The 23,630-nt window shown below is 63.9% G+C and carries 23 protein-coding genes and 1 tRNA gene; 8 read left to right on the forward strand and 16 right to left on the reverse strand.

Features of this window, described 5'->3' with window-relative positions:
• Positions 1–43: 43 nt before the first annotated feature.
• Entirely contained in the window at positions 44–958 is a 915-nt protein-coding gene (locus tag NP534_RS04505; protein WP_274097910.1) for a LysR family transcriptional regulator, read from the forward strand.
• 77 nt (positions 959–1,035) lie between these two features.
• Here the strand turns inward: NP534_RS04505 and NP534_RS04510 are convergent, their stop codons facing one another.
• Together NP534_RS04510 and NP534_RS04515 are read right to left on the reverse strand one after the other, a co-directional pair.
• The gene (locus NP534_RS04510) at positions 1,036–1,941 is read right to left on the reverse strand and encodes a TauD/TfdA dioxygenase family protein (RefSeq protein ID WP_274097911.1); all 906 of its coding nucleotides are present in this window, start codon (positions 1,939–1,941) and stop codon (positions 1,036–1,038) included.
• A gap of 36 nt (positions 1,942–1,977) precedes the next feature.
• A complete protein-coding gene (locus tag NP534_RS04515) occupies positions 1,978–3,015 on the reverse strand; it encodes an ABC transporter substrate-binding protein (RefSeq protein ID WP_274097912.1) in 1,038 nt (345 codons plus the stop codon).
• Between the two features lie 296 nt (positions 3,016–3,311).
• On the opposite strand from NP534_RS04515, the gene NP534_RS04520 reads away from it, so the two are divergent.
• Both NP534_RS04520 and NP534_RS04525 read left to right on the forward strand, forming a co-directional pair.
• Positions 3,312–4,907, forward strand: a complete 1,596-nt coding sequence (locus tag NP534_RS04520; RefSeq protein WP_274097913.1) for an ABC transporter permease — start codon at positions 3,312–3,314, stop codon at positions 4,905–4,907.
• Positions 4,904–5,767 carry an ABC transporter ATP-binding protein gene (locus tag NP534_RS04525; protein ID WP_274097914.1) on the forward strand — a complete coding sequence of 288 codons (864 nt, stop codon included), beginning with the start codon at positions 4,904–4,906 and terminating at the stop codon, positions 5,765–5,767. Before NP534_RS04520 ends, NP534_RS04525 begins: the two co-directional genes overlap by 4 nt.
• 4 nt (positions 5,768–5,771) lie before the next feature.
• On the opposite strand, the gene NP534_RS04530 is transcribed toward NP534_RS04525, so the two are convergent.
• The 8 genes from NP534_RS04530 to NP534_RS04565 all read right to left on the reverse strand — a co-directional run bounded on the left by NP534_RS04530 (position 5,772) and on the right by NP534_RS04565 (position 13,018).
• Entirely contained in the window at positions 5,772–6,068 is a 297-nt protein-coding gene (locus NP534_RS04530; RefSeq protein ID WP_274097915.1) for a DUF971 domain-containing protein, read from the reverse strand.
• A complete protein-coding gene (locus NP534_RS04535; RefSeq protein ID WP_274097916.1) occupies positions 6,068–7,033 on the reverse strand; it encodes a HEAT repeat domain-containing protein in 966 nt (321 codons plus the stop codon). The genes NP534_RS04530 and NP534_RS04535 overlap by 1 nt, the downstream gene beginning before the upstream one ends.
• Positions 7,030–7,887, reverse strand: coding sequence for an ABC transporter ATP-binding protein (locus NP534_RS04540; protein ID WP_274097917.1), 858 nt, complete (start codon positions 7,885–7,887; stop codon positions 7,030–7,032). The genes NP534_RS04535 and NP534_RS04540 overlap by 4 nt, the downstream gene beginning before the upstream one ends.
• Positions 7,887–8,669 (reverse strand): ABC transporter permease, encoded by a 783-nt coding sequence (locus tag NP534_RS04545; protein WP_274097918.1) that lies wholly within the window; start codon positions 8,667–8,669, stop codon positions 7,887–7,889. The genes NP534_RS04540 and NP534_RS04545 overlap by 1 nt, the downstream gene beginning before the upstream one ends.
• Positions 8,670–8,684: 15 nt before the next feature.
• A complete protein-coding gene (locus NP534_RS04550) occupies positions 8,685–10,091 on the reverse strand; it encodes an ABC transporter substrate-binding protein (RefSeq protein WP_274097919.1) in 1,407 nt (468 codons plus the stop codon).
• A gap of 117 nt (positions 10,092–10,208) precedes the next feature.
• Complete coding sequence (locus tag NP534_RS04555; RefSeq protein ID WP_008096634.1) at positions 10,209–10,454, reverse strand: 4Fe-4S dicluster domain-containing protein; 246 nt, start codon at positions 10,452–10,454, stop codon at positions 10,209–10,211.
• A 69-nt stretch (positions 10,455–10,523) separates the two neighbouring features.
• Positions 10,524–12,272 (reverse strand): fumarate reductase/succinate dehydrogenase flavoprotein subunit, encoded by a 1,749-nt coding sequence (locus NP534_RS04560; RefSeq protein ID WP_274097920.1) that lies wholly within the window; start codon positions 12,270–12,272, stop codon positions 10,524–10,526.
• Positions 12,269–13,018 (reverse strand): GntR family transcriptional regulator, encoded by a 750-nt coding sequence (locus NP534_RS04565; RefSeq protein WP_274097921.1) that lies wholly within the window; start codon positions 13,016–13,018, stop codon positions 12,269–12,271. Before NP534_RS04565 ends, NP534_RS04560 begins: the two co-directional genes overlap by 4 nt.
• A gap of 207 nt (positions 13,019–13,225) precedes the next feature.
• On the opposite strand from NP534_RS04565, the gene NP534_RS04570 reads away from it, so the two are divergent.
• Positions 13,226–13,302, forward strand: a tRNA-Arg gene (locus tag NP534_RS04570).
• Between the two features lie 161 nt (positions 13,303–13,463).
• Complete coding sequence (locus NP534_RS04575) at positions 13,464–15,194, forward strand: dipeptidase (protein WP_274097922.1); 1,731 nt, start codon at positions 13,464–13,466, stop codon at positions 15,192–15,194.
• Positions 15,195–15,233: 39 nt separating this feature from the next.
• Here the strand turns inward: NP534_RS04575 and NP534_RS04580 are convergent, their stop codons facing one another.
• From NP534_RS04580 to NP534_RS04590, 3 genes are read right to left on the reverse strand one after another with little or no spacing between them, the layout of a single operon-like run.
• Positions 15,234–16,067, reverse strand: coding sequence for a hypothetical protein (locus tag NP534_RS04580; RefSeq protein ID WP_033703282.1), 834 nt, complete (start codon positions 16,065–16,067; stop codon positions 15,234–15,236).
• Positions 16,064–17,698 (reverse strand): hypothetical protein, encoded by a 1,635-nt coding sequence (locus NP534_RS04585; RefSeq protein ID WP_274097923.1) that lies wholly within the window; start codon positions 17,696–17,698, stop codon positions 16,064–16,066. The genes NP534_RS04580 and NP534_RS04585 overlap by 4 nt, the downstream gene beginning before the upstream one ends.
• A 22-nt stretch (positions 17,699–17,720) precedes the next feature.
• Positions 17,721–19,253 (reverse strand): OmpA family protein, encoded by a 1,533-nt coding sequence (locus NP534_RS04590; RefSeq protein ID WP_274097924.1) that lies wholly within the window; start codon positions 19,251–19,253, stop codon positions 17,721–17,723.
• 254 nt (positions 19,254–19,507) lie between these two features.
• Between NP534_RS04590 and NP534_RS04595 the strand changes: the two genes are divergently transcribed.
• On the forward strand, positions 19,508–19,945 hold the full coding sequence (locus tag NP534_RS04595) for a CBS domain-containing protein (RefSeq protein WP_033703285.1): 438 nt from the start codon (positions 19,508–19,510) through the stop codon (positions 19,943–19,945).
• Positions 19,946–19,951: 6 nt separating this feature from the next.
• Here the strand turns inward: NP534_RS04595 and NP534_RS04600 are convergent, their stop codons facing one another.
• The 3 genes from NP534_RS04600 to NP534_RS04610 all read right to left on the reverse strand — a co-directional run bounded on the left by NP534_RS04600 (position 19,952) and on the right by NP534_RS04610 (position 21,422).
• Entirely contained in the window at positions 19,952–20,590 is a 639-nt protein-coding gene (locus NP534_RS04600; RefSeq protein WP_033703287.1) for a hypothetical protein, read from the reverse strand.
• A gap of 69 nt (positions 20,591–20,659) precedes the next feature.
• Complete coding sequence (locus NP534_RS04605; RefSeq protein WP_274097925.1) at positions 20,660–20,902, reverse strand: DUF2789 domain-containing protein; 243 nt, start codon at positions 20,900–20,902, stop codon at positions 20,660–20,662.
• 61 nt (positions 20,903–20,963) lie between these two features.
• Positions 20,964–21,422 carry an aminoacyl-tRNA deacylase gene (locus tag NP534_RS04610; RefSeq protein WP_033703289.1) on the reverse strand — a complete coding sequence of 153 codons (459 nt, stop codon included), beginning with the start codon at positions 21,420–21,422 and terminating at the stop codon, positions 20,964–20,966.
• Positions 21,423–21,519: 97 nt separating this feature from the next.
• On the opposite strand from NP534_RS04610, the gene NP534_RS04615 reads away from it, so the two are divergent.
• Both NP534_RS04615 and NP534_RS04620 read left to right on the forward strand, forming a co-directional pair.
• Positions 21,520–22,860, forward strand: a complete 1,341-nt coding sequence (locus NP534_RS04615; protein WP_274097926.1) for an NfeD family protein — start codon at positions 21,520–21,522, stop codon at positions 22,858–22,860.
• 2 nt (positions 22,861–22,862) lie between these two features.
• Positions 22,863–23,615, forward strand: a complete 753-nt coding sequence (locus NP534_RS04620) for a slipin family protein (RefSeq protein ID WP_027595137.1) — start codon at positions 22,863–22,865, stop codon at positions 23,613–23,615.
• Positions 23,616–23,630: the final 15 nt, after the last annotated feature.

Here is a 23,630-nt window from a genome sequence, read left to right on the forward strand (position 1 = left end):
CCTTGTCAGCAATTGCATTTGACCGAAGGTTTTAATGTAGAAAATGCATATCGATCTCCGTCAGCTGCGCCACTACATTGCCCTGGTCGAGCACCGCAGCTTCGTGGCTGCGGCGGCCGCGGTTAACCTCTCGCAATCGGCCTTCAGCCGCAGCATCCAGACCCTTGAGCACAACATCGGCTGCCGCCTGGTAGACCGCGCCAGCAAAGAGCTGGCCCCCACCCGCCAAGGCTTGCTGGTGCTGGAACATTCGCGCCGGCTGGTGCACGGGGCGCACAACCTGGTCAACGAGATCCACCAGTTCAACGGTGCCACCACCGGTGTGGTGCGCTTCGGCTCCGGCCCCGCGCCGGCGGGGGGCTTGGTGCCACGGGCGGTGGCGCGTTTCGTGGCTGAATACCCGGCGGCGCGCACGTGTTTTCAGGTGGATAACTGGCAGGCGCTGAACCGTCGGCTGATTGCCGAAGAGATCGAATTCTTTGTCGCCGACACGCGCCAGTTCGAGTCAGACCCGGATTACCGCGTGCACAAGCTGACGCCGCAGCGCTGGCACTTCTGCTGCCGCGCCGGGCACCCGCTGACCACTCGTGCAGCCGTGCAGGCGCGGGACCTGTTCGAGTACCCGCTGGCCACCACCTTGCGCCCGCCGAACATTCGCAAGATCCTCAGCGACCTCAGTGGGCGACAGGACTTTCTGCCCTCGGTGGAATGCGAACATGGCTATGCGCTGCTCAACGTGGTGATGCATTCGGACACCATCGGCATTGCCTGCAATGCCAACCTGCGGCCGTATCAGCGGGATGGGGGGCTGGTGGCGCTGAAGCTTGCGGACCTGGCGCCGGAGCAGGAAGAGGCGTTCTATACCCGCTATGGGGTGGTGAGCCGAGTGGGGTATGGGCTGTCGCCGTTGGCGCAGGGGTTGGTCAGGCAGTTGATTGCCTGTGATACCGAGGTATGACCGGCATACCCCTGTAGGCGCGGCCTTGCCGGGGCGCCGGAGCGGTCGGAAAGGGCCGCAAAGCGGCCCCAACAGGCTCACCCCTTACGCGTGGTGCGGCTCAGTTGCCCATCCACCCCAACCGGCACCTCACCCGCCAAGGTCACCCGCCGCACGATCCGCGGCTGGGTGCCGTAGTCATCCACCGCATAATGCTGGGTCGCGCGGTTGTCCCAAATCGCCACATCCCCCGCTTGCCAGCGCCAGCGCACGGTATTTTCCAAACGCGTTACATGCCCTTGCAGTACCGCGAACAGGTGCTGTGAGTCGGCCAGCGAATACCCTTTGATGCGTTTCACGAAGTGCCCCAGCTGCAGCGCCCGCTCACCGCTGATCGGGTGCACGCGCACCACCGGGTGCTCGGTCTCGTACACCGTCGAGGTGAACACCTTGCGATAGCGCTCAAGCTTGGCCGGGTCGACGTCAGGCTTGATGGACGCGTAGTCGTATTCGTTGCTGTGCACCGCCCACAGCTTGTCAGCCAGCTCGCGCAGCGGCTCGGGCAGCTCCTGGTACGCCGCCGCCGTGTTGGCCCAGACGGTATCGCCACCGGACGTCGGCGACACCACGCTGCGCAGGATCGAAGCCTTGGGGTAGGCGTCGACGAAAGTCACGTCGGTGTGCCAGGAATTGGCCCGCTGGCCCTCGGCACCGTCTAGCTGCAGCAGGTAGCTGGTGCCATCGACCACCGGCACCGTGGGGTGCGCGATCGGTTCGCCAAGCAGCTTGGCGAAGCCTTCCTGGCTCTGGTCGTCCAGGTGCGTCTGGCCACGGAAGAAGATCACCTTGTGCTTGACCAACGCGACCTGAATGGCCTCTACAGTGGCGGCATCCAGGTCGGCAGAAAGCTTCAACCCGCGGATCTCGGCGCCGATACGGCCGGCAACCGGGTGAATGTCGAGTTCAAGGGCGAGTGGCGCGGTGGCCAGGGCGGCATTGCTCATGGTCGTGGTCCTTACGGTTGTTGTCGGTTCAGAAGGTCAGCGGGCGGCCTGCACGGCCTGTTGCTGTTGCAGTGCGGCGTCGAGAAAACGTGGTTCGACCCAGTCGGCAACCTGGAAGCCGCGGCGGATCAGGCGCTCCTTGGCAGCCAGGTCGACGCCCTGCTGCAGCTGGGCCAGGAAGTCGGCGTCCAGGCGTGGGTCGAAGTAGTGCGCGAGGCTTTCCTGGGCCAGGTCGTCGCTGAGGATGCTGCGCGGCCAGCTGGCGTTATTCGCCACCAGGTCGACGTAGGCATCACGGTTGTGTTCGTCGCGCAGCCACTCGGTGGCCTGTTCCTGGGCATTGACCAGGCGCTGCACCAGGTCGGGGTGCTGGCGGATGAACGCGCCGGTACCCAGCAGTACCGCCTGGGTGCTGCCGGCGCCTTGCAGGTCACGCGAGCTGACGGGCAGTTCGACCAAGCCGCGTTCACGCAGCGAAAGCAGGTTGGACAGGCCCCAGGTGGCGTCGATCTGCTTGGCGGCCAGTGCGGCGTTGGCGGCGTTGAAGTCCAGGTTGATCACCTTCAGCTCACGCTCGGACAACCCCTGGCTGGCCAGCGCGCTGGCGAACGACAGCTGGTTGGCGGTACCGCGGAACACCGCCACACGCTTGCCCTTGAGGTCGTGCAGGGTCTTGATGCCAGACCCCGGCACCACACCCAGGTAGCTTTTCACCCCACGCACACCGGCCGACAGCACGCGGGTATCCAGGCCATTGGCCTTGCCGACGATCGCAGCCAGGTCGCCCAGGTAGGCGAAGTCGGCCTGGCCGTTGGCCAACGCCTCGTTCACCACCGGGCCCGCGCCCTTGAAGAAGTGCCAGTCGATGCGGATGCCGTCCTTGGCGAACTCTTTCTCCAGCAGTTGCTGGTCACGCAGCACATCGACCACGCCGCCGGCACTGTGCTTGCTGCCTGCGCTCAGGTCGGGGACGGCGATGCGGATGCTCTCTGGCTTGGCCGATTCAACCGCGTGAGCGTTGAGGGTGAAGACCAGCCCAAGGGCGGTGATCAGGTGGCGGATGGGGGTGTTCATGGCAAGGCTCCTTGGCAGGCTGCCACCGACGATGGCCGGCGCTTTGGGCAGAAGCTAGGCGGGACTGGTTAGAACATACAAAGATCAAAACTTCATTTTTTAGTAACCAGAAGGCATAAACCAAGCGGTGTGCGGGGCCGCAGGGGGCTTGCGGAGAATGCATGGAAAATATGAGGAAAACGCAACGGCAGGGGGCTTCCGTAGGCGGGGCGTGCGTGCTCTTATCTCTTGAAATGCGCACTGATTAATTTTTTATTCCATTAGTGCATAACGTGAAAACGCTTTGAGAGATGGCGATGAATGGAATTCTGAATTGGGGGCGGGGGCGGCGTCGGGGGCCGCTGCGCAGCCCTTTCGCGACGCAAGGCCGCTCCTACAAGGGCGCATACCTTTCGTGGGTATTGCCGGGGGTGATCGCGCTGTTGTGGGGGGTCGCCAGCCAGCAACACTGGATGAGCGAGCAGATACTGCCGGCGCCGGCGCTGGTGTGGCAGAGCGCGGTGGAGTTTGGTTCGGGGGAGCTTTGGGGGCACCTGTGGATAAGTTTGCAGCGGCTGTTCTGGGGGTTGGCGGTCGGTATTGCCAGCGGGCTGCTGCTGGGCACCTGGCTGGGGTCGTCGCGGCGGGCACAGACGCTGGTGCTACCCACCTTCGTGGCGCTGGCACAAATCCCGACCCTGGCCTGGATTCCGCTGTTCATGCTGTTCTTCGGCATCGGCGAGTTGCTCAAGTTGGTGGTGCTGGTAAAAGCCGTGGTGGTTCCTGTCACCCTGCACACCTTGGTTGGCGTGCGCGATGCCCAGCCCAAACTGCGTGAAGCCGCAGCGGCCCTGCGCCTGCCACGCCACTTGTGGTTCCTGCGCCTGCTGCTGCCCGCCGCCCTGCCCGCCTTTCTGACTGGCGTACGCCTGGCCCTGGCCACCGGCTGGACGTCGTTGCTGGCCGTGGAGCTACTGGCCTCCAGCGAAGGCATCGGCTACCTGATGGTGTGGGGCCGGCAACTGTTCATGCTCGACCTGGTTTTGCTCTGCATCCTGGTCATCGGCCTGGTCGGGGCGCTGATGGAGCAAGGCTTCTCGCGCCTGGAAAAACGCCTGTTGTTCTGGCCGCAACCCGCTACCGGCGAGCAACAGCGCGGCCCCATCCCCAAGGGTTGGCAGAGCCTGCTGCTGCCGGCCGCGCTGCTGGCCCTGTGGCAGGCCAGCAGCAGCCTTGGCTGGGTCGACCAGAACATCCTCACCTCGCCGCTGGGCGTGCTGCGCACCCTGTTCAGCGGGCTGGCGGACGGCACGCTGACAGAGGCGTTGCTGCTGAGCCTGCAACGTACCCTGAGTGGCCTGGCCCTTGGCGGCGGCGCGGGCTTGCTGGTGGGCGTGCTGCTCGGGCTTTCACACCATGCCGAACGCGTGTTCGGGCCAAGCCTGACCGCCGTGCGCCAGGTGGCGCTGTTCGCCTGGGTGCCGCTGCTCACGGCGTGGTTCGGCCTGGGCGAAGGCGCCAAGACCGTGTTTGTGGCCCTGGCTGCGTTCTTCCCGCTGCTGATCGCTACCCAGCGTGGCATCGCCGGGTTGTCGCCACAGCTGGGTGAGGCGGCCCGCACCTTGCGCCTGGGCCTGCTGCAACGCCTGCACCGGCTGGTGCTGCCGGGCGCCGCACCGGCGATTTTTGCCGGCCTGCGCCTGTCGCTGATCTATGCCTGGCTGGGCACCATCGGCGCGGAATACTTCATGCCCTCAGACGGCGGCATCGCCAGCCTGATGATCGGTGCGCAACAGCTGTTTCGCATGGACCAGGTGATGGCTGCCATGGTCTTGATCGGCCTGGTCGGCGCCCTGCTCGGCACCCTCGGACAACGCCTCGAATCGCGCGCCACGCGCTGGAGAACTGCATGAACGCCTTCAACACCTCGCACCTGCCCGCCGCCAACCAGGCCGACGTCACCCCGCCGCTGGTCAGCTTCGAGGGGGTCGGTAAAGTCTTCAGCGTCGATGGCCAACCGTTCGAGGCCATCCGCGATTTCAACCTGGCGATCAACCAAGGCGAGTTCATCGCCATCGTGGGTGCGTCCGGCTGCGGCAAGTCCACCCTGCTGCGCCTGCTGGTCGGGCTCGACACCGACTACAGTGGCAACATCCGCGTCGACGGGCAGCCGGTCAGGGGCATCGGTGGCGAGCGCGGCATCGTGTTTCAGGAACACCGCCTGTTCCCTTGGCTGACGGTAGAGCAGAACATCGCTCTGGGGCTGGTCAACGAGTCGCTCACCCAGGGCGAACGCGCCAGGCGGGTGCATGAGTTCGTTTTGCTGGTCGGGCTCAGCGGGTTCGAATCGGCTTACCCACACCAGCTTTCCGGTGGCATGGCCCAGCGCGTCGCCATTGCCCGCGGGTTGGTGGCAAGCCCGCGTATTCTGCTGCTCGACGAGCCTTTCGGTGCGCTCGATGCACTGACCCGCCAGCAACTGCAGGATGAACTGCTGGCCATCCGTGAACGCGCCGGCATCACCACCCTGTTGGTTACGCACGATGCCGAGGAGGCGACGTACCTGGCTGACCGGGTGGTGGTGCTGGAACCACGGCCGGGGCGGATCAAGTCGGTGGTCGAGATTGATCTGCCGCACCCGCGGCTGCGTACGGGCGTGGCATTGCATGGGCTGCGCGAAAAGGTGCTGCACCAGATCACCGGTGACGGTGGTTACCTGCCGCAACCGGCGCGCCGGGTCGAAGGGCTGCGGCCTGAACTGATTGCGCTATGAATGGCTAGCGCGGTGTTTGTGGGCGCGTGCCGAGCTCGCGAAGATACGCCCACGGATAGATCCCCCGCTCATGCCCATCGCTGAAGACCAGTTGCACCCCATACCCTTGCGGCTCGACCCGCTCGATGCGGACATCGGCGGCAACCACGGCGATGCCCCCCAACAACCGCGCCGCACGGCATTGAGAGCACGGGCAGGCGCCGCGCAAGCGGGCATGGCTGATGCTGTGCTCGCCCTCCGCCCACTGCACCAGCAACTGCCCAGGCCCACGCAGGTTGCGGATCTCCCCTGGGGCGTTCATCAGGCTGCACCGCGCAATTGCGCCAGGGCAATGCGCACCGCCTTGCGCACTTCGGGGTCGCTGTCGGCCTCGGCAGCCTGCAACACCGGCAAGGCACGCGCCTGGCCCAACTCGCCCAGGGCCAGTGCCGCCTCCTTGCGCAGGTTGGCGATGCCATGGCCAAGCAGCTCACCCAGCGCGTCGAGCGCTGCGCCGTAACGCAGCCGCCCTAGTGAACGCGCCGCCCGCAAGCGCACCTGCCAGAAGCCATCGGCAAGCGCGCCCACCAGCGCCGGGCCAGCCTGGTCCTGGCCCACTTTGCCCAGGGTGGTCGCGGCTTCTTCGCGCACTTGCCAGGCCGCATCGCTCAACGCTGCCACCAACGCCGGCAGCACCCCGCTGTCGCGTGCCAGGCCGAGTGCGCCAATGGCGGCGCGGCGCACCTCTGTGTCTGGCTCGGCTGCGGCGAGCTTAGCCAGTGCCGGCAATGCCGGCTGGTGCTTGAGCCAGCCAAGAATGCCCACCGCCTCACGCCGCACGGCCGCGTCATCATCCGCCAGTGCCAGCAGTGCCGGGGCTGCTGCCTCTTCCAGGCGCAGCTCACGCAAGGCACGCAGGGCGCTGGCGCGCACGAAGGCCTCGGCGTGGTTGACCCACGGCAGAATCAGTTGCCCGGCCTCCAGGCTCTTGAGTTCGCTGAGGCTCTGCGCGGCCGCCAGGCGTACCGGCTCTGCCGCATCGGCCAGCGCGGCGCACAGTGCCTGCACCACCTCGGGTTCTTCCCAGGCTTCGAGCAGGCTCGCAGCCTCGCTGCGCACCTCGTCGGCGGCATCCACCAGCAGCGCGTCGGTGAGCCACGGCAAGCCATCAGGGTCTTCGAGGTCGGCCAGCTCGATCAGCGCGATGCGCCGCACGCCGGCGTCAGCAGCCTCAAGGCGAGGCAGCAAGGCAAGGATGTCGGGGTTATCAGTCGTTCGTTCAGTCATAGCGCGATCCGTAGCGGCGGGTGGTCGGTGTCTGGCAGGCCCAGCGGGGTCAGGCGCGGCAGTTCGCGGCCCTTCTCGTGGCGCAGCAAGGCCAGGCAGTGACGTTTGAGGTGAGTGAAGGCCGGGCTGGTCAGCAAGCTGGCCTGGCGAGGCCGCGGGAAGCCCAGGCGCAGGTCTTCGATAAAGCGCCCTGGGCGTGGGCTCATCACCAGAATGCGGTCGGCGAGAAACAGCGCTTCGTCGATGTCGTGGGTAACGAACACCACGGTCGTGCGGATGCGCGCCCAGATATCCAGCAGCAACTCCTGCATCCGTGAGCGTGTCTGCGCATCCAGCGCGCCGAACGGCTCGTCCATGAGCAGCAGGCGCGGGCGATTGATCAGCACCCGGGCGATTTCGGCACGCTGTTGCATGCCACCAGACAGCTGGCTCGGCCAACGCTCGGCAAAGTCTGCCAGGCCTACCAGTTGCAACAGCTCACGGGCCTGGCGTTGCCGTTCGGCCTTGCCCAGGCCTTGCATCTTCAGGCCGAAGGCGACGTTGTCGAGCACGCTGCGCCAGGGCAGCAGGGTATGGTGCTGAAACACCATGCCGCGTTGCGGCGACGGCCCGTCGACCGCCAGGCCATCGACCGTCAGTTGCCCGCTGCTGGGCACCAGGTGCCCGGCCAGTGCGCCCAACAGCGTCGACTTGCCGCAACCAGACGGGCCAAGAATGCACACGAACTCGCCGGGAGCGACGCTAAAGTCCAGGCGCTGTACGGCCTCGAAAGCCTGGCTGCCCTGGCCCAGGCGGATCGACACCCCCTGCCCCTCGATACGCCCAGGCTCTGGCACCTGTTGATAACTGCTCATCAAGCCGCCCTCCGCACGTGATACCAAGGGGTTGCCCAGCTGCCGAGGTACTTGACCAAGGCGCTGCTGCCCATGCCCAGCACGCCGATCAGCAGCATGCCGACGATGATGTCCGGGTAGTTCTGCAAGGTGTAGGACTCCCAGGTGTAATAGCCGATGCCGAACTGCCCGGCGATCATCTCGGCGGTGACCAGGCAGAACCACGACGTGCCCATGCCGATGGCCAGGCCGGTGACGATGCCCGGCAGGGCACTGGGCAGCACCACTTCGGCGAGAATCGCCCAGCGCCCGGCGCCCAGGCTACGCGCCGACGCCACCAGGCGCGGGTCGACCGCCTCGGCACCGTGCACGGTGTTGAGCAGAATCGGGAACAGCGCCCCGGTGAACGTAATGAACACCATCGACAGCTCCGACGACGGGAACATCAGGATCGCCAACGGGATCCACGCCACCGCCGGGATCGGCCGCAGCACTTCGAGGGGCGGCAACAGGGTGTCTTCGGCCCACTTCGAGCGGCCGATCAACAGCCCCAGCGCCACGCCCAACACGGCCGCCACGCCATAGCCGGCAAATACCCGCGACAGGCTGCTGCAAAGGTGCGCCAGCAAGGCACTGGAGGTGAACAACTGCAAGGCTGCATCCAGCACCGCCCTGGGCGTGGGCACATAGGTAAAGGTGAACAGCCCAAGGTCGAGCTTGGCGCTGGCAGCCACCTGCCAGAACAACAGGCAGGCCAGCAATGAGGCCAGGCGCACGGGCCAGCGTTTGAGGTCGCGGGTCATGACGATGCCTCCGGGTCAGCGCTGGGCGACCAGCTTCTGGTTGGCGCTGACGAAGTCCAGCGCTTCACCGCCATGCGCCTTGGCGTACTGCTCGGCCTGGTCCTTGAGCAGGAAGGCGGCCAGCTCGCCGTTGGCGCTGCGCACGAACCAGGCCTGGTTGGCCAACAGCTTGATGCCACTGTCGGCGGCCTGGGCGTAGATGGCGCGGATGTCTTTGCCTTCCTGCTCCAGCTGGGCCAAGGCAGCGAGGGCAGCCTCGGGCGAGGCGTAGTGGCGTACCTTGCCTTCACCCCGTACCCAGATCTGCGCCAGACGGCTGAAGTCGGTGATCGGTTTGCCGCTCAGCGCATCCACCGCCTTGAGCGGCAGCGGCTCGTAATTGTTCAGCGCCTTGTCATAATCCACACCCGCCTGCTTGAAGGCGGCACGGATGTACTGGTCGTCGATGAACTGCTCGGTGTCCAGGCCGCGGTCGGTCTTTTTCAGCAGTTTGAGGGTCTCGATGGAGGTCGCCACCGCCTTGCGGTATTCCGGCTTCCAGGTCAGGTCGCGGGTCTGCAGGCCGAGCGGGCCGTGGAACAGGTAGTTGACCTCGGCTTCGATGCCGGTGACCCGCTCGATCAGCTCGCTGTACTTCTCGGGCTCGGCGGCGATCAGGCGGTCGGCTTCGAGGCTGGCACGCAGGTAAGCGGTGACCACTTCGGGGTATTTTTTCGCGTAGTCGGCATCCACCAGGGCACCGTGGAACGTGGGCGCGTTGGCCTGGGCACCATCGTAGATCTTGCGGGCGAAGCCTCGGTTGGGGAACAGTTCGGCAAACGGGACGAAATCGGCGTGTGCTTCAATGCGGTTGCTGCGCAAGGCAGAGCCTGCAATCTCGGGCGCCTGGGCAATGATGCGCACATCCTTCTGCGGGTCCCAGCCCTGGGCCGCGACAGCGCGCAACAGCATGCCGTGGGCGGTGGAGGCGAACGGCACGGAAATGGTCTTGCCCTTGAGCTCGCTCAGCGACTGCACGGCGGACGCCGCCGGCACGACGATGCCGTTGCCGCTGCCGTGCACACTGCCCGACAGCACGCTGATGAACAGGCTGCGCTTGCCGGCGTCCAGGTGCGCGACGCCGTTGAACGAGCCCGGGAAGTCGGCCATGGCGCCGAAGTCCAGCTTGCCGGCAACCATCTCGTTGGTCAGCGGTGCGCCGCTGGTGAAGTTTTTCCACTCGACCTGGTAATGGGCATCCTTGTACTTGCCGTCATGCGGCAGGTATTTGTCCAGCAGGCCCAGCTCACGGATCAACAGCCCGCCGGTGGCGCAGTTGATGGTGGTGTCCTGGGTGCCGATGGCGATACGTATGGTTTGAGCACTGGCATTGAGGCCAGCAAGCGCCAGCGCGAGGCCGGCCACGGTTGCTACAAGGCGCATGGGTGTTTCCCCTCGAATCGTTATAGGTTTTGCAATCGTCTCCGCCACCAGGCTTGGTGGTGGGAAACGAGGGGCATTGCAGAGGGGCGTCCGGTGGTTCGCCGGATGGCCTGTGGGTCAGCGCAGCAGGTAAGGGATGTCGACCTTCACGGCGCCGGTGGGGCAGTCCTTTTCGCAGGGCATGCAATACCAGCACTCGTCGAAGGCCATGTAGGCCTTTTGCGTGGCCGGGTTGATCGCCAGCAAGTCCATGGGGCAGACCTCGACGCATACGGTGCAGCCCTTTTCGGCGATGCATTTGTCTTCGTCGATGGTTACCGGGGCGCTGCTGCGGAAGAAGATCTCTTGCGGCTGGTAGGCCATGTCACGGTTTCCTCGGGGCCTGCTTGGGCACCCTTCTCTTGTGGTTTCTACAGCCCTGTGGGCGCGGGATCACGCGCGAACCAGGGCGACCTCTTCGCGGGTACCGGCCTTGACCCGCAGGCGGTCGTAGGCAGTCTGCTCATCGGCATCCAGGGCAATCAGGTAAGGTTCGACGGCTTTCTTGAAGCTGGTCATTTCGCCGTCCTCGCCTTTTTTGAGGTGGCAATGGCAGAACCAGTCGCCATCATTGCGCTCGGGGAAGTCGACCCGGTGGTGGTACAGCCCCCAACGGCTTTCTTCACGGAACAGCGACGCGCGGGCGGCCATTTCGGCGCAGTCGCGGATCACCGTGACTTCCATCGCGCGCATCAGCTCGTGGGGGTTGCTGGCCTTCATCTGTTGCAGGTCGCGCTCGATCTCGGCAAACCGCGTCAGGCCGATCTCCATCTTCTTGGTCACCTTCGGCGGCTGCAGGTAATCGTTGACCATGCGCCGCAGCTTGTACTCGACCTGCGCCGGCGGCAGGCCGTGCTCGCGCTGCAACGGCGCGAACACCCGCGCACGCTCACGCTCGACCTGGGCGCTGTCGACCTCGGCCAGCTCGCGCCCGGCCACGTAATGCGCGGCGTTGACGCCGGCGAACCAGCCATAGGTAAATGCACCGAGCATGTAGTTGTGCGGCACTGCAGCCATGTCACCGGCGGCATACAGGCCTTTGACGCTGGTTTCGGCCTTCTCGTTGACCCACACCCCCGAGGCCGAATGCCCCGAGCAGAAACCGATCTCGGAGATGTGCATCTCGACCATGTGCTGGCGGTAGTCGGTGCCACGCCCGGCATGGAACTGGCCGCGGCTGGGGCGTTCGTTGCTGTGCAGGATCTCCTCGATGTTCTGGATGGTTTCTTCGGCCAGGTGGTCGAGCTTGAGGAACACCGGGCCATTGCCGCCTTCCAGCTCCTGATGAAACTCCCACATCATCTGGCCGCTCCAGTAGTCGCACTCGATGAAGCGCTCGCCCTTGCTGTTGGCGGTATAGCCGCCCAACGGGCCAGTGACGTAGGCGCAGGCCGGGCCGTTGTAGTCCTTGATCAGCGGGTTGATCTGGAAGCACTCAAGGTTCGCCAGCTCCGCACCGGCGTGGTAGGCCATGGCATAACCGTCGCCGGCATTGGTCGGGTTCTCGTAGGTGCCCATCAGGTAGCCAGAAGAAGGCAGGCCCAGGCGGCCGGCCGCACCGCAGGCGAGGATGACCGCTTTGGCGCGGACCACGCGGAACTCACCCGTGCGGCAATCGAAGCCGAGCACCCCGGCCGCAGCGCCCTCGTCGTCGAGCAGCACGCGGGTGCAGACCATGCGGTTGCTGATTTCAACCCGAGCGCGCTTGAGCTGGCGGTACAAGACCTTCTTGATGTCGTGGCCTTCGGGCATGGGCAGCACGTAGGCGCCCATGTGGTGGACCTTCTTCACCGCGTAGTCACCGGTCTCGTCCTTCTCGAACTTGACGCCCCAGCGGTCCAGTTGTTCGAGGGTCTCGAAACTGTGAGTGGCGTAGGCATGCACGGCGGCCTGGTTGACGATACCGTCGTTGGCCACGGTGATTTCCTTGGTGTACTGCTCAGGCGTGGCATGGCCAGGAATGATCGCGTTGTTCAGGCCATCCATGCCCATGCTGATGGCGCCACTGCGCTTGACGTTGGCTTTGTCCAGCAACAGCACACGCAGGCTTTTGTCCTGTTCCTTGGCCTTGATCGCGGCCATCGGGCCGGCGGTGCCGCCGCCGATGACGACGATGTCGTAGTCCTGGGTCTGGATGCTCATGCCTTGCCCCCTTTCTGGCGGTCGATGCGCAGGCGGTACTGGAAGGCATCGCCGCGGTAATAGAGGTGTTCGAAGTCCAGCGGGGCGCCGTCGGCGGTGTGGGTCAGGCGCTCGATGCGCATGATTGGCGAACCCTCTTCCACCTCCAGCGCCTGGGTCAGGTCGCTGTCGGCCAACACCGCATCGATGGCCAGGTCGGCGTGGCCGAGCGCGATGCCGCAGTCGTTCTCCAGCAGCAGGAAGATGTCGCGGGTGACCAGGTCGGCTTTTTCAAGCTTCTCGCCGACGGCCTTGGGCAGCCAGGTCAGCTCCAGCGAGACCGGCTCGCGGTTGATCAGGCGCACGCGGTGGATCTCGGTAACCAGGCTGCCCTCCTCGACCTGCAGCCGCGCGGCCACCAGCGCACTGGCGGGCACATGACGAAAGCTGCGCAGTCGGTTGAGCACTTCGTAGCCCATCTGCGTCATGGACTCGGCCAGGCCTTGCAGGGTGCTGACGTTCTGGAAGGCCTTGGGTTTGGCGACGAACGTGCCCTTGCCGTGGATCTTGAAGATCAGCCCCTCTTTCTGCAGGTCGCCCAACGCCTGGCGCACGGTGATACGGCTGACATCAAACGCCTTGCCCAGCTCGCTCTCCGAGGGCATGCGGCTGTGCGGCGGGTAGGTGCCGTCAAGAATGCGCTCGCGCAGCAGCTCCTTGAGCTGGGTGTAGAGCGGAACAGGGGAAAGGGGGAGCAGTTCGGCCATGGGTCTCTTCGCTGTCAGTGACTTGTTATAACAAGTTGTGACCAGATAGTAGCCAGCATAAGAATCCGCTTGGAAATACTGTTATTGCATATGGATAGAGGTTTTTGCGGCTGGGCGGTGCCTGGGGCAGGATCACCTCGGGGAAAAACAGCCACAGATCAAGGCGATGGACGCAACCGAATCAGATGGGTATCATGCGTGCGCGTTGCACTCGTAGCTCAGCTGGATAGAGTACTGCCCTCCGAAGGCAGGGGTCGTGGGTTCGAATCCCGCCGAGTGCGCCATCTTCGAAAGCCCTGGGATTATTCCCGGGGCTTTTTCGTTTGTGCGACATGTCGCGTTTCTGGTACTCCCGTACCGCAGAGCATTGGTGTTAGCGTGGGCACCTTCCCGTTTTTCGAACGGGTACCTCCCTACAACGATTCGCGAAGGAATGCGCGCACCCATGCACCTGAAAAAACTCACCGCAACCTCACTGCTGCTGGCCAGTATCGGCCTGTTCAGCGTGCCGGCCCAGGCCAACCTCTCCCAGCAACAATCTGCGGCCATCATCAAGGCCTACGACGGCACCGACCCTGCCGACTTCAAGCAGTTCATCGGCAAGCTCAACGGCAGCGACCTGGCCAAGGCCGACAACCTCGGCGAAACGCTGAGCGCCTACCTGGCCAACAAACCCCTGGCCGTCGAACAGCAAAACGAGATCAACCGCCTGCTGGGCCTGTATACCCGCATCAAGTACGGCAAGGCCGCCACCGAAACCCTGCGTGAACTGGTGGCCATCCCCACCTTCAGCGTCGACGGTGTGCCGCAGCACGAGAACCCGCAATTCCTGAAGATCGCCGACAAGATCAAAGCCCTGGCCGAAGGCTTTGGCCTGACGTTCCGCAATGTCGACAACCGGGTCTACGAGATCACCCTCGGCGAAGGCAAGGAAGTGGTCGGCATTCATGCCCACGCCGATGTGGTGCCGGTCAACCCGGACAACTGGAAGCTGGACGATGGCACCCGCCTCGACCCGTTCAAGGTGACCCTGGTAGGTGACCGCATGTACGGCCGTGGCACCGAAGACGACAAGAACGGCATCGTCGTGGCGCTGTATGCACTGAAGGTGGCCAAGGACGAGAAGCTGCCCCTGGCCCGGCAGCTGAAACTGCTGGTGGACACCACCGAAGAGACCAGCGGGGACGCCATCCCCTACTACTTCGAGCGCAACCCGACGCCCGACTACAACCTGGCGCTCGATGGCGGCTACCCGGTGGTAATTGCCGAGAAGGGCTACGGCACGGTGATGGCCAGCTTCGACAAACGCGCCGCCAGCGGCCAGGGCGCTGAAATCACCCACCTCACCGGCGGCCTGGCCACCAACCAGATCCCCACCACCTCGGTAGCCACCCTGGCCAGCGACAAGCCGGCTGAACTGGCCGCAAGCCTGAACAAGGCCGGTGCCGAGTACGTGAAGGGCAATGGCGGTGACTTCAAGATCGACGCCAAGGTGGCCGGCAAGGACGTGCTGCTGACCGTCACCGGCGTCTCGGCCCACTCTTCGGAGCCCGAATCGGGGGTCAACCCAGTGGCGCGCATGCTGGTGTTCATCGATGGCCTGGGCCAACAGGTGCCGCTCAAGCACAACCAGTTCACCGACGCCGCTCGCTATGCCAACGACAACTGGGGCCTGGATTACCTGGGCAAGAAGCTGGGCGTAGGCTTCGAAGATGCGTTCATGGGCCCGCTGACCGCCTCGCTGACCTTCGTCGGCGTGGATGACAAGGGGCTGAAACTGGCGGTAAACCTGCGCATCCCGAAAGGCAAGCCGGTCGCCACGATCAAGCAGGAACTGGTAGCCAGACTGGGCAAATGGACCAGCACCAGCCATGTCCCGGTCGCGTTCGACTACAGCCTCGACGAGCCGATGTTCCGCAACCCGGAAGGCGAATGGGTCAAGGCCCTGCTGGCCGTGGCCAGCGAAAACCTGGGCATGAAACATGAGTTCGGCACCTCGGCGGGTGCCACCTCGGTGCATGACCTGCCCAACGGCGTGCAATTCGGCCTGGCCATGCCTGATGTGAAGTACACCGGGCATAACGACAACGAGTTCAAGACCGTGGAGCAGTTCATGCTGGATCTGCAGGTAGTGAGCGAGATGGTCGCGCGCATCGGGCAGATGCCGAAGCTGTAAGCAAGCGCACTGGGGCCGCAGCGCGGCCCCGGTGTCTGATTATCGAAGGTCGGTGCTCAGGCTCGGTGTACCAAAGCCTTCCAGCGTCGCGTTGGACGCATTCAGGTACTGCGCCCAGAAGTTGTTCAGCGCATCCATGGTCTTGCCGGAACGGTAGGCATGCTTCACCGCGTCGGTGACCAGGCCTGCGCCAGACACATACACCCGTGCACCCTGCAGGTCCGCATACAGCCCCTTGCTTTGCGCAAGCTTGAGCTCGCTGGCGACATCCAGCTGCTTGATCTGATTGGCGGCGTAGAAGCTGGTGTAGTCGGAATGCTCAAGCATGTCCGAAATCAGGTACACCACCCGCTCCTGGACACCCTGCTCCTTGCCCATGTCTTCACCCACGCGGCGCAGCGTGTTCATGATCTCGCTCTTGGGGATGTCCTGGCGGGCTTCACGCAGGCCTTTCACGAACAAGCCGCCAAAGCCTGCCTGAAAGGCTTTTTTCTGGGTCGCCAGGCACTGGTCCAGGCCACGCAGTTTGCGCATGTTCACATCGTCACGCACCTCGCCCTGCAACGGCATGTCCAGCTCGCCGGCATACACCAGGCGCTGATACTCACCCGGCAGGAACGCCGAGAAGGTATACAGCCTGACGCGATCGCCCGGCTGCACGAACCGGTCGATCTGGCCCCAGCTGCTGCGCTGCAGGTCTTCAGGCATCGGGATGGTCTGATCGATGATCACCACCAGCTCGCGGCCGGTCCCTGCTGGCTTGATATCGGCCAGGCCGTTGCGCGTGTAGCAGCTCTGCAGGTCGTTGCGTTCGGCGGCCAGCGCTGCACACGGCAGCGCCAGCGCAAGGATCAGGGCCTTGGCAAGCCTCATGACAGCATGCCCTCCTTGTTCGCCGGGAACAGGCCAAGCGCCTTCAGCGCCTGCTGTTGCTCGCGGATATCGCGCAGTTGCGCCTCGCTGACATTCAGCGCACGGCTGGCGGCGGCCAGGCTTTCTTCCGGCAGGCCGGTGACATCGTGGAAGTCAGACGCCTTGATAGCGGCCGGCTCGACCACTGCCGCAGCAGGGGCGGCTGGGGCAACTGGGGCAACTGGGGCAACTGGGGCAACGGCAGGCTGGGGCTCGACCGGCGCTGCGGCGACGGCTACGGCGACCGCAGCTGGCGCTGGCGCAACGGCTTCAACGGGCCGAACTGGCTTTTCCGGCTTCTCCGAGATTTTGTCTGCCTTGTGCTCGACGAAACTCAGGAAGTTGCGGCGGGCGGTATTTTCCCCGTCCAGTGCAGTCAGCACGTTGGCATCGGTGTGATCGCGGCTGGACAACAAGGTCTGCAGGCGACGCAGCTTGTCATCGGCATGGCTGGCGATGGCCGAACGCTGCTGATCCATTGCATCGAGCATCTCTTCGGAGGTGGCGTACTTGTGGGTACGCTGCCAGGCGGTATGCGAGTGCGTACCGGCGAAGAAGTAGCGGCTCGCCAACCACAGGCTGATGCCTTGAATCGCCACGTAGATCAGCGACAGCATCACATAGGTGGTCAGGCTGGCCTTGCGGATCGCCTGCATCTTGTCGTCGATGGTGGCGTTATCGGCTTCATCGTTGATGGCCTGGGACTCTGCCGGCAGGTCGAATGGCGACCCTGCAGTGCTGCTTTGCGAGGACGCTTCGGCACGCATGCCGTTGACCATTTCGGTCTCGATGCTGTCCAGGGTGGCCGAACGGATGACGAAGGCGCCGATGGCCATGGCGACCACAAACACACCACAAGTGATCAACCAGAAGAACTTGCGCGTGACGTTGGCGTTTACATCCTTTACGCGGGCCAGCAGCTGCTCGTAGTCAGGCTTGTCCGAGTCGTCGAACGAGTCTTCCAGGTTGATCGCTTTGTTGGATTTCAGGGAGCGGGAGCGCTTGGAGGGCTCTTCACCTTGCCACCAGTGGCGGGCGCGGGCGACCAGGCTGTTGTGGTGCAACGCGTGCCCGGCGGCTTCGGCAAGAAACGCCGAGGCGACAGCCAGCAGGATCGCCACAAAAGCGGTCAGCCAATGACGGTCGTTGGTGGAGGCATCCATGTTCACCCAGCCGGCGACCACATAAGCGAAGCCCATGGCCTCGACCACCACCAACATCAGTACTACCGCCAATACCCACCACGGGCGCGCAGAACGCCCGGCCTCACCCGCTTTGGACAGGTAATCGAGGTAGGCGCTGTAGGCGTTCGCGTCCTTGGCGTACAACTTGAATTTTTTGTTGTACACGTTCGCCAGGTTGACTTCGTGGTTGATCCAGCCGTCACCGTCGACCGAAGCTGGCTTGCGCGACAAGCGCGCCACCGTGCCGATCAAGGGGAAGCTGTGCCAGACACGGATCAGAAAGTAGGACACCTCTTCCCAGTAGTTACGCACGATCACCGCCGTGATCAGCAGCGAAAGCAGGCCAGCGGAAAGCAACTGATTGGCGAGAATCAGCGATTTGAGTGCAGCAAGCGAAAAGTCTTCCATTCAGGACGTCCTTGACGGGGATTTATTTTTTGGCCGGGATCGGCTTGTAGGAAGCGACATACGCGTCACTGCCGGCGGCATAGAACAAGGCACCTTCGTTGACTTCGGCGTTGCCTTTGCTGAACACGATATCCATGCAGGAAATCGAGGCCTTGGCATCACTGGCGAAGACCCGGTACAGCACTTCGCTTTCGCCTTCATAGGTGTTGGCCACGGCGTTCATTGTCCGCGTCTTGTGCTGGGTGGGCAGCTTGTAGTCTTCGACCAGCTGAAGGATCGGCTGGCGATCGACACGGGCGTTCTCGCGCAAGATCGAGACCGGCGACACAGTCACCAGGTGGCCGTTGACCAAGTTGGCCCAGACACGGTTGTTGTAGCCCGGCAGATAGTCCTTGGTGGCGCGCCGCTGCAAAGGCTGGTCATTAGCCATGCTCAGCACTTCACCGGCATTGCGTGGCCGGTCGGCTTCGCAGCTGGACATCGGCATCTGCGCCGCGTAGGCGCTGCTGATCAGCGTGAAACCGCTCTGTTTCGGCTTGATGTTCTGGGCCATGGTCCAGTTGTAGCTGGCAACCGGCGTACCCGCGAAATCGACTTGCGGTCGTGCGCCAGCAACGGCCTTGGCAGTGCTGGTGCTGGTGCTGGTCGCGACAGGCGTACGCTGCGCCGTGGTGGCTTTGGTGGGCGCAGGCTTGCTGCTCGCTTGCGCCGTGGTGGCCGCCTGACGGGGCTTGGCGGCGGTCGAGGTGCCGTAGTGCAGGTAGCGGGTGTTGCTTGCTTCGGCCTGGGCACGCATTACCAGAGCCTGTTCGTTGGCCAGCTCGACGATTTCCACGCGGCGGTTCTTGCCACGCAGCAGCGGGTCGCTGTTGTCGGCGATCGGGCGCGATGCCCCGGCCCCTTGGTAGTAGATCGCGCCGGCCGGGATGCCGGCCTGCAGCATGACCTTGCCGACCGTCTTGGCGCGGCGCTCGGACAGCTTCTGGTTGAACTCGGCATTACCCACCGCATCGCTGTGGCCAACGATCAGCAGGCGACGTGCTTGCGCCTCCTTGGCGGCAGCCTGCTTGTCGCTGGCCGCAGGCTTGGCATACATCTGCGCCAGCTTGGCCACGGCCCGCTGGCCGCTGGTAGTCAGTTTGTCGGAACCGGTGGCGAACATGCCGGTGTCCTCGATCTGAGTCACCAGGCCTGCCTGTTCAGGCACCGCCGTTACCACGGCGGCCGAGGCGACCGTCAACTGCTCGGTGGTGATCTTCAGGTTTTCTTCCTTGGCGATGCGGTCCAGCTCCTGCAGGCGGGACTGCCACACATAACCGACGACGCAACCCAGGGCGCCGCCAGCTGCGGCGCCCGGCAAGATGCCGTCCTTGCCTTTGAGGGCATAACCGGCAGCCCCCCCGGCCACGGCCCCGACACCACAGAGCACTGGCAGGCCGTAGTCCTTGCCAATGTCTTTCACAGTCTTGGAAATACTCTCCCTCTGTTGGCTGCTGCAACCGGCAGCGATCATGAAGGCGCAGCTTAGCGCTGTAAGGCGAAACATACTTTGCATTGCGGCTCCTTGCCGAACGAGGTCTAGATGATGGCAACTTGACATTCATTGTCACAGATTATTGGGAACTTTGCCGCCCCCAGGAAGGTTCCCAGCACACTAAATCTGGCCTGGCTCCTGCGCGAAGTACGCAATCAGCTCAACCATGACGTTTTTCAATCGCCTCCATGCCGTTTCCTGCATTGCCGTGCAGAGCGCCGTGCCGGATGCTTTATTTACTTGGAGACATCGCTTTTTCCACCGCAGAGGCCCGTATGAAAAACGTCGAACAAATTCTCAAAACCAAGTCGAAACACCAGACCGTTTACACCATCGGCCCTGACGACTCGGTGCTGGAGGCCCTCAAGCTGCTCGCGGAGAAGAATATCGGCGCACTGCCGGTGGTGGAGAACAACCAGGTGGTGGGCATCGTCAGCGAACGCGATTACGCCCGCAAGCTGGTGCTCAAGGGCCGTTCGTCAGCGGCAACACCGGTGCGCGAGATCATGAGCGCCCCGGTGATCACGGTCGAACCCAAGCACAACCTGGAATACTGCATGAACCAGATGACCAACCTGCATTTGCGCCACCTGCCGGTGGTCAGCAACGGCGAGTTGCTTGGCCTGCTGTCGATCGGCGATCTGGTAAAGGAAACCATCGCCGAGCAGGCAAACCTGATCTTGCAGCTGGAGCAGTACATCCGCGGCGAATGAACCGCGTCAATGGTAGGCGCGCTCCAGTTCGTCCAGTTGATGGTCGAAGCTGCGCAGGCGCGCCGACCAGGTGTACACCAACACTTCAAGGTCGCGATTGAGTACTGCGGTGGTACCGTTGCCGGTACAGGTGGGCTCGCCCAGGTCGAGCTGGTAGCGCTCACGGGCCATGGCCGCCGCCACACTGGATAAGTCCCGCGCGTTGGCCAGCCAATGGTGTTGGTGATCGTGGATTTCGCGGTCGAGCGCCCGGCACTGGCGCTTGAGGGCATCCAGGCTCTGCTCAAGCGGTGTGCCCTTGAGCTCGCCCATGACCTCTTCGAAGGTACGCCCGGAATGCCAGTAGCTACCCCAGAAATAGCGGTCGAACACCGTTTCGACCCGGCGTAGGGCCACCTTGGTGTTCCAGATGGTCAGCAACGTTCGCCCCTGAATCACTTCGCGCTTGTTCAGGTGCAAGTGCTGCCAGGCGATCCAGGTCAGCGCCACCAGCGCAACCGCCACGGTGACCGCGGCGGCGGCGTAGAGAAACTGCACCGCCTGATTCATCTGTTGCGTCTGCCTGATGCCATAGAAGTAACTGGCCGTCAGCGTGCCCAGGATCGTCACGGAGCACCAGAAGCCTGGTGCGTAGGGATCTTTCATCGCGCTATCCCCTTATTGTTTTCCTGAGCATAGCAACGGCCAATCACTCGTCAGGTGCCGCTCGGCGCTTTATTTTCGGGGGCGACGCAACGCTTCGTTGAGTTGGTCGAAGGGCACCGCCCAATCGGCATCTTCATTGATGCTTTCCTTCAGGAAATTGCGCTGGGCGTCGGTCCAGAACGGGGCATCCACCAGCTTGATCTCGTTTTGCAGCGGTGAATGGCTGGTGATGAATTGATCGATACTCAAGGCATCGTCAGGCAAGCCCAGCTGTTTGAAAAGGTCTGCAAATGGGTGGGTAGGTGCTTCCATGGTTCCTCCTGAAAGCCGGCCAGGCCGTCCACGACGCCCGCCCGGCATTGGTTTGAGAACATCAGCACAGCTCACGCACTTCGGCGTGCGGTACCAGCTTCATGAACTGCTCCATGCTCATGTGGATCAGGTGATCGTGGTCACCTGCCTCCAGGTAGACATCACCTTGGCGGGTAAGGGTCGGGTCGAGCATCATTTTTATCGCGTAGGCATCGCCAAGCGCCGGTACCGCGCCCCGTTCGCAATCACCGAACAGGCTCGGCAAGCCACTTTCGCGGGTCAGTTGCCAGGCGCCGGACATGCGTACCTTGCTCATGTCCAGATGCCGGTTGGCCGGTAGCACGGCCATGATGTAGTTGCCATGCCGGTCATCGAGCATCACCGACTTGGCGACCCGCTCGGCGGGTACGCCGGCCGTGCGGGCCGATTCCAGGCTGGTGGCCGAATGTGGATGGGGAATGATGTCGTAGTCGCAGTTGGCCTTGTCCAGGCGAGCCTGCAGCGTCTTTGCCATGCGCATGATGCACCTCCGCAGTTACCCCCAATCTTCAATTTTAGGCCTTGGGCCGCCAGCCATGACTAAACTTGTGAAATAGAGGCGAACGAGGTGACGACAGGTGGCCGCTCGCTGGTGGCGCTGGCTGTTGCTGTTGATGCTGCTCGGGTTGACGCCGAGCGGCCAGGCCGCGCCCGGTGCGGTCTGGGTGTTGAGCATCGACGATGCCATCGGCCCGGCCAGTGCCGACTACCTGGTGCGCAGCCTGGACCAGGCCCAGGCGCAGGGCGCGCAACTGGTGGTCATCCGCATGGATACGCCCGGCGGCCTGGACAGCGCCATGCGCCAGATGATCAAGGCAATACTCGCCAGCCCCGTGCCTGTTGCAAGCTTCGTCGCCCCCAGCGGGGCACGCGCTGCCAGCGCCGGCACCTACATCCTCTATGCCAGCCATGTCGCAGCCATGGCCCCGGGGACCAACCTGGGGGCTGCCACACCGGTGCAGATCGGCGGCGCCCCCAAAGACGACAAGGCCAGGCCCGGTGACGATGAGCAAACCCTCGCCCGCAAACAGGTCAATGACGCCGCCGCCTACATACGGGGCCTGGCGCAGCTGCGCGGGCGCAATGCCGATTGGGCGGAGAAGGCGGTGCGTGAAGCGGTCAGCCTGTCAGCCAGCGAGGCCATGCAGCTGAAGGTAATCGACTTGGTGGCGAACGACCTGCCCGACCTGCTGCGCCAGCTCGATGGCAAGACGCTGGAGGTTGCCGGCCAACCACGGCAACTGCACACCCGCGATGCCAGCCTGGTCGAGCACCTGCCGGACTGGCGCACGCGCTTACTGGCGGTGATCACCAACCCCAGCGTGGCGCTGATGCTGATCATGGTCGGCGTGTACGGCCTGCTGTTCGAGTTCATGAGCCCTGGCTCCGCCGTTGGCGGCGTGATCGGCGGCATCTGCCTGCTGTTGGCGCTGTATGCCCTGCAGTTGCTGCCGGTGAGCTACGCCGGGGTCGCGCTGATTCTGCTTGGGCTGGCCTTCATGATCGCCGAAGCGTTCTTGCCCAGCTTTGGCGTGGTCGGCTTTGGCGGCATCGTTGCGTTCGTGGTCGGTGCGGTCATCTTGATGGATACCGATGCCCCCGGCTTTGGCATTCCTTTGGCGTTCATCGTCAGCCTGGCGCTGCTTTCGGCGCTGTTCATCGGTGGCGTGCTGGGCATGGCGCTGAAAACGCGCAAGCGCGCCTTGGTCAGCGGTGATGCCGGCCTGGTCGGCAGCCTGGTCACCGTCACCCAGGTGCTGGCAGACAACCCGTACTGCGGCTCGGTACAGGCGCAGGGCGAACAGTGGCAGGTACAGTGCGCGACGCCACTGCAACCTGGTCAACACGTGCGCGTCATGGCGCGTCGCGGCGTGATGCTGGAGGTAAGCGCCGCTGCACCTTCGGCGCAAGGAGAATGACGATGTTCATGCAATTGGGTTTCGGCGCCCTGCTGATGCTGTTGGGCGTGCTGTTGCTTTCGGCGTTCCGTATCTTGCGAGAGTACGAGCGCGGCGTGGTGTTCCAGCTGGGGCGCTTCTGGCAGGTCAAAGGGCCGGGGCTGATCTTGCTGATCCCGGTCATCCAGCAGATGGTCCGGGTAGACCTGCGCACGGTCGTGCTGGATGTGCCGCCACAGGATGTGATCACCCGCGACAACGTCTCGGTAAAGGTCAATGCGGTGCTGTACTTCCGCGTGCTCGACCCGCAAAAAGCCATCATTCAGGTCGAGGACTTTCTCGTCGCCACCAGCCAGCTGGCCCAGACCACCTTGCGCGCAGTGCTCGGCAAGCACGAACTGGACGAGCTACTGGCCGAACGCGAGCAGCTCAACGCCGACATACGCCAGGTGCTGGATGCGCAAACCGATGCCTGGGGCATCAAAGTGGCCAATGTCGAGATCAAGCACGTCGACCTCAATGAATCGATGGTGCGTGCCATCGCGCGCCAGGCCGAGGCCGAACGTGAACGGCGGGCCAAGGTGATCCATGCCGAAGGGGAACTGCAGGCGTCCGAGAAACTGATGCAGGCGGCGCAGATGCTTAGCAAGGAGCCGGGGGCCATGCAGTTGCGCTATATGCAGACGCTGGGGGCGATAGCCGGGGACAAGAGCTCGACCATCGTGTTTCCGCTGCCGTTGGATCTGCTCAAGGGGTTTGTGGAAAAACCGAAATAGCGGGGGCGCTGCGGG

The sequence above is a fragment of the Pseudomonas sp. 39004 genome (assembly GCF_028682155.1).
Lineage (GTDB): Bacteria > Pseudomonadota > Gammaproteobacteria > Pseudomonadales > Pseudomonadaceae > Aquipseudomonas > Aquipseudomonas capeferrum.

What these genes read in the sequence shown, in the direction of transcription:
- NP534_RS04505 (WP_274097910.1), top strand. Translation starts at nt 44, where the DNA reads ATGCATATCGATCTCCGTCAGCTGCGCCACTACATTGCCCTGGTCGAG.
- NP534_RS04510 (WP_274097911.1), bottom strand. Translation starts at nt 1,941, where the DNA reads ATGAGCAATGCCGCCCTGGCCACCGCGCCACTCGCCCTTGAACTCGAC.
- NP534_RS04515 (WP_274097912.1), bottom strand. Translation starts at nt 3,015, where the DNA reads ATGAACACCCCCATCCGCCACCTGATCACCGCCCTTGGGCTGGTCTTC.
- NP534_RS04520 (WP_274097913.1), top strand. Translation starts at nt 3,312, where the DNA reads ATGAATGGAATTCTGAATTGGGGGCGGGGGCGGCGTCGGGGGCCGCTG.
- NP534_RS04525 (WP_274097914.1), top strand. Translation starts at nt 4,904, where the DNA reads ATGAACGCCTTCAACACCTCGCACCTGCCCGCCGCCAACCAGGCCGAC.
- NP534_RS04530 (WP_274097915.1), bottom strand. Translation starts at nt 6,068, where the DNA reads ATGAACGCCCCAGGGGAGATCCGCAACCTGCGTGGGCCTGGGCAGTTG.
- NP534_RS04535 (WP_274097916.1), bottom strand. Translation starts at nt 7,033, where the DNA reads ATGACTGAACGAACGACTGATAACCCCGACATCCTTGCCTTGCTGCCT.
- NP534_RS04540 (WP_274097917.1), bottom strand. Translation starts at nt 7,887, where the DNA reads ATGAGCAGTTATCAACAGGTGCCAGAGCCTGGGCGTATCGAGGGGCAG.
- NP534_RS04545 (WP_274097918.1), bottom strand. Translation starts at nt 8,669, where the DNA reads ATGACCCGCGACCTCAAACGCTGGCCCGTGCGCCTGGCCTCATTGCTG.
- NP534_RS04550 (WP_274097919.1), bottom strand. Translation starts at nt 10,091, where the DNA reads ATGCGCCTTGTAGCAACCGTGGCCGGCCTCGCGCTGGCGCTTGCTGGC.
- NP534_RS04555 (WP_008096634.1), bottom strand. Translation starts at nt 10,454, where the DNA reads ATGGCCTACCAGCCGCAAGAGATCTTCTTCCGCAGCAGCGCCCCGGTA.
- NP534_RS04560 (WP_274097920.1), bottom strand. Translation starts at nt 12,272, where the DNA reads ATGAGCATCCAGACCCAGGACTACGACATCGTCGTCATCGGCGGCGGC.
- NP534_RS04565 (WP_274097921.1), bottom strand. Translation starts at nt 13,018, where the DNA reads ATGGCCGAACTGCTCCCCCTTTCCCCTGTTCCGCTCTACACCCAGCTC.
- NP534_RS04575 (WP_274097922.1), top strand. Translation starts at nt 13,464, where the DNA reads ATGCACCTGAAAAAACTCACCGCAACCTCACTGCTGCTGGCCAGTATC.
- NP534_RS04580 (WP_033703282.1), bottom strand. Translation starts at nt 16,067, where the DNA reads ATGAGGCTTGCCAAGGCCCTGATCCTTGCGCTGGCGCTGCCGTGTGCA.
- NP534_RS04585 (WP_274097923.1), bottom strand. Translation starts at nt 17,698, where the DNA reads ATGGAAGACTTTTCGCTTGCTGCACTCAAATCGCTGATTCTCGCCAAT.
- NP534_RS04590 (WP_274097924.1), bottom strand. Translation starts at nt 19,253, where the DNA reads ATGCAAAGTATGTTTCGCCTTACAGCGCTAAGCTGCGCCTTCATGATC.
- NP534_RS04595 (WP_033703285.1), top strand. Translation starts at nt 19,508, where the DNA reads ATGAAAAACGTCGAACAAATTCTCAAAACCAAGTCGAAACACCAGACC.
- NP534_RS04600 (WP_033703287.1), bottom strand. Translation starts at nt 20,590, where the DNA reads ATGAAAGATCCCTACGCACCAGGCTTCTGGTGCTCCGTGACGATCCTG.
- NP534_RS04605 (WP_274097925.1), bottom strand. Translation starts at nt 20,902, where the DNA reads ATGGAAGCACCTACCCACCCATTTGCAGACCTTTTCAAACAGCTGGGC.
- NP534_RS04610 (WP_033703289.1), bottom strand. Translation starts at nt 21,422, where the DNA reads ATGCGCATGGCAAAGACGCTGCAGGCTCGCCTGGACAAGGCCAACTGC.
- NP534_RS04620 (WP_027595137.1), top strand. Translation starts at nt 22,863, where the DNA reads ATGTTCATGCAATTGGGTTTCGGCGCCCTGCTGATGCTGTTGGGCGTG.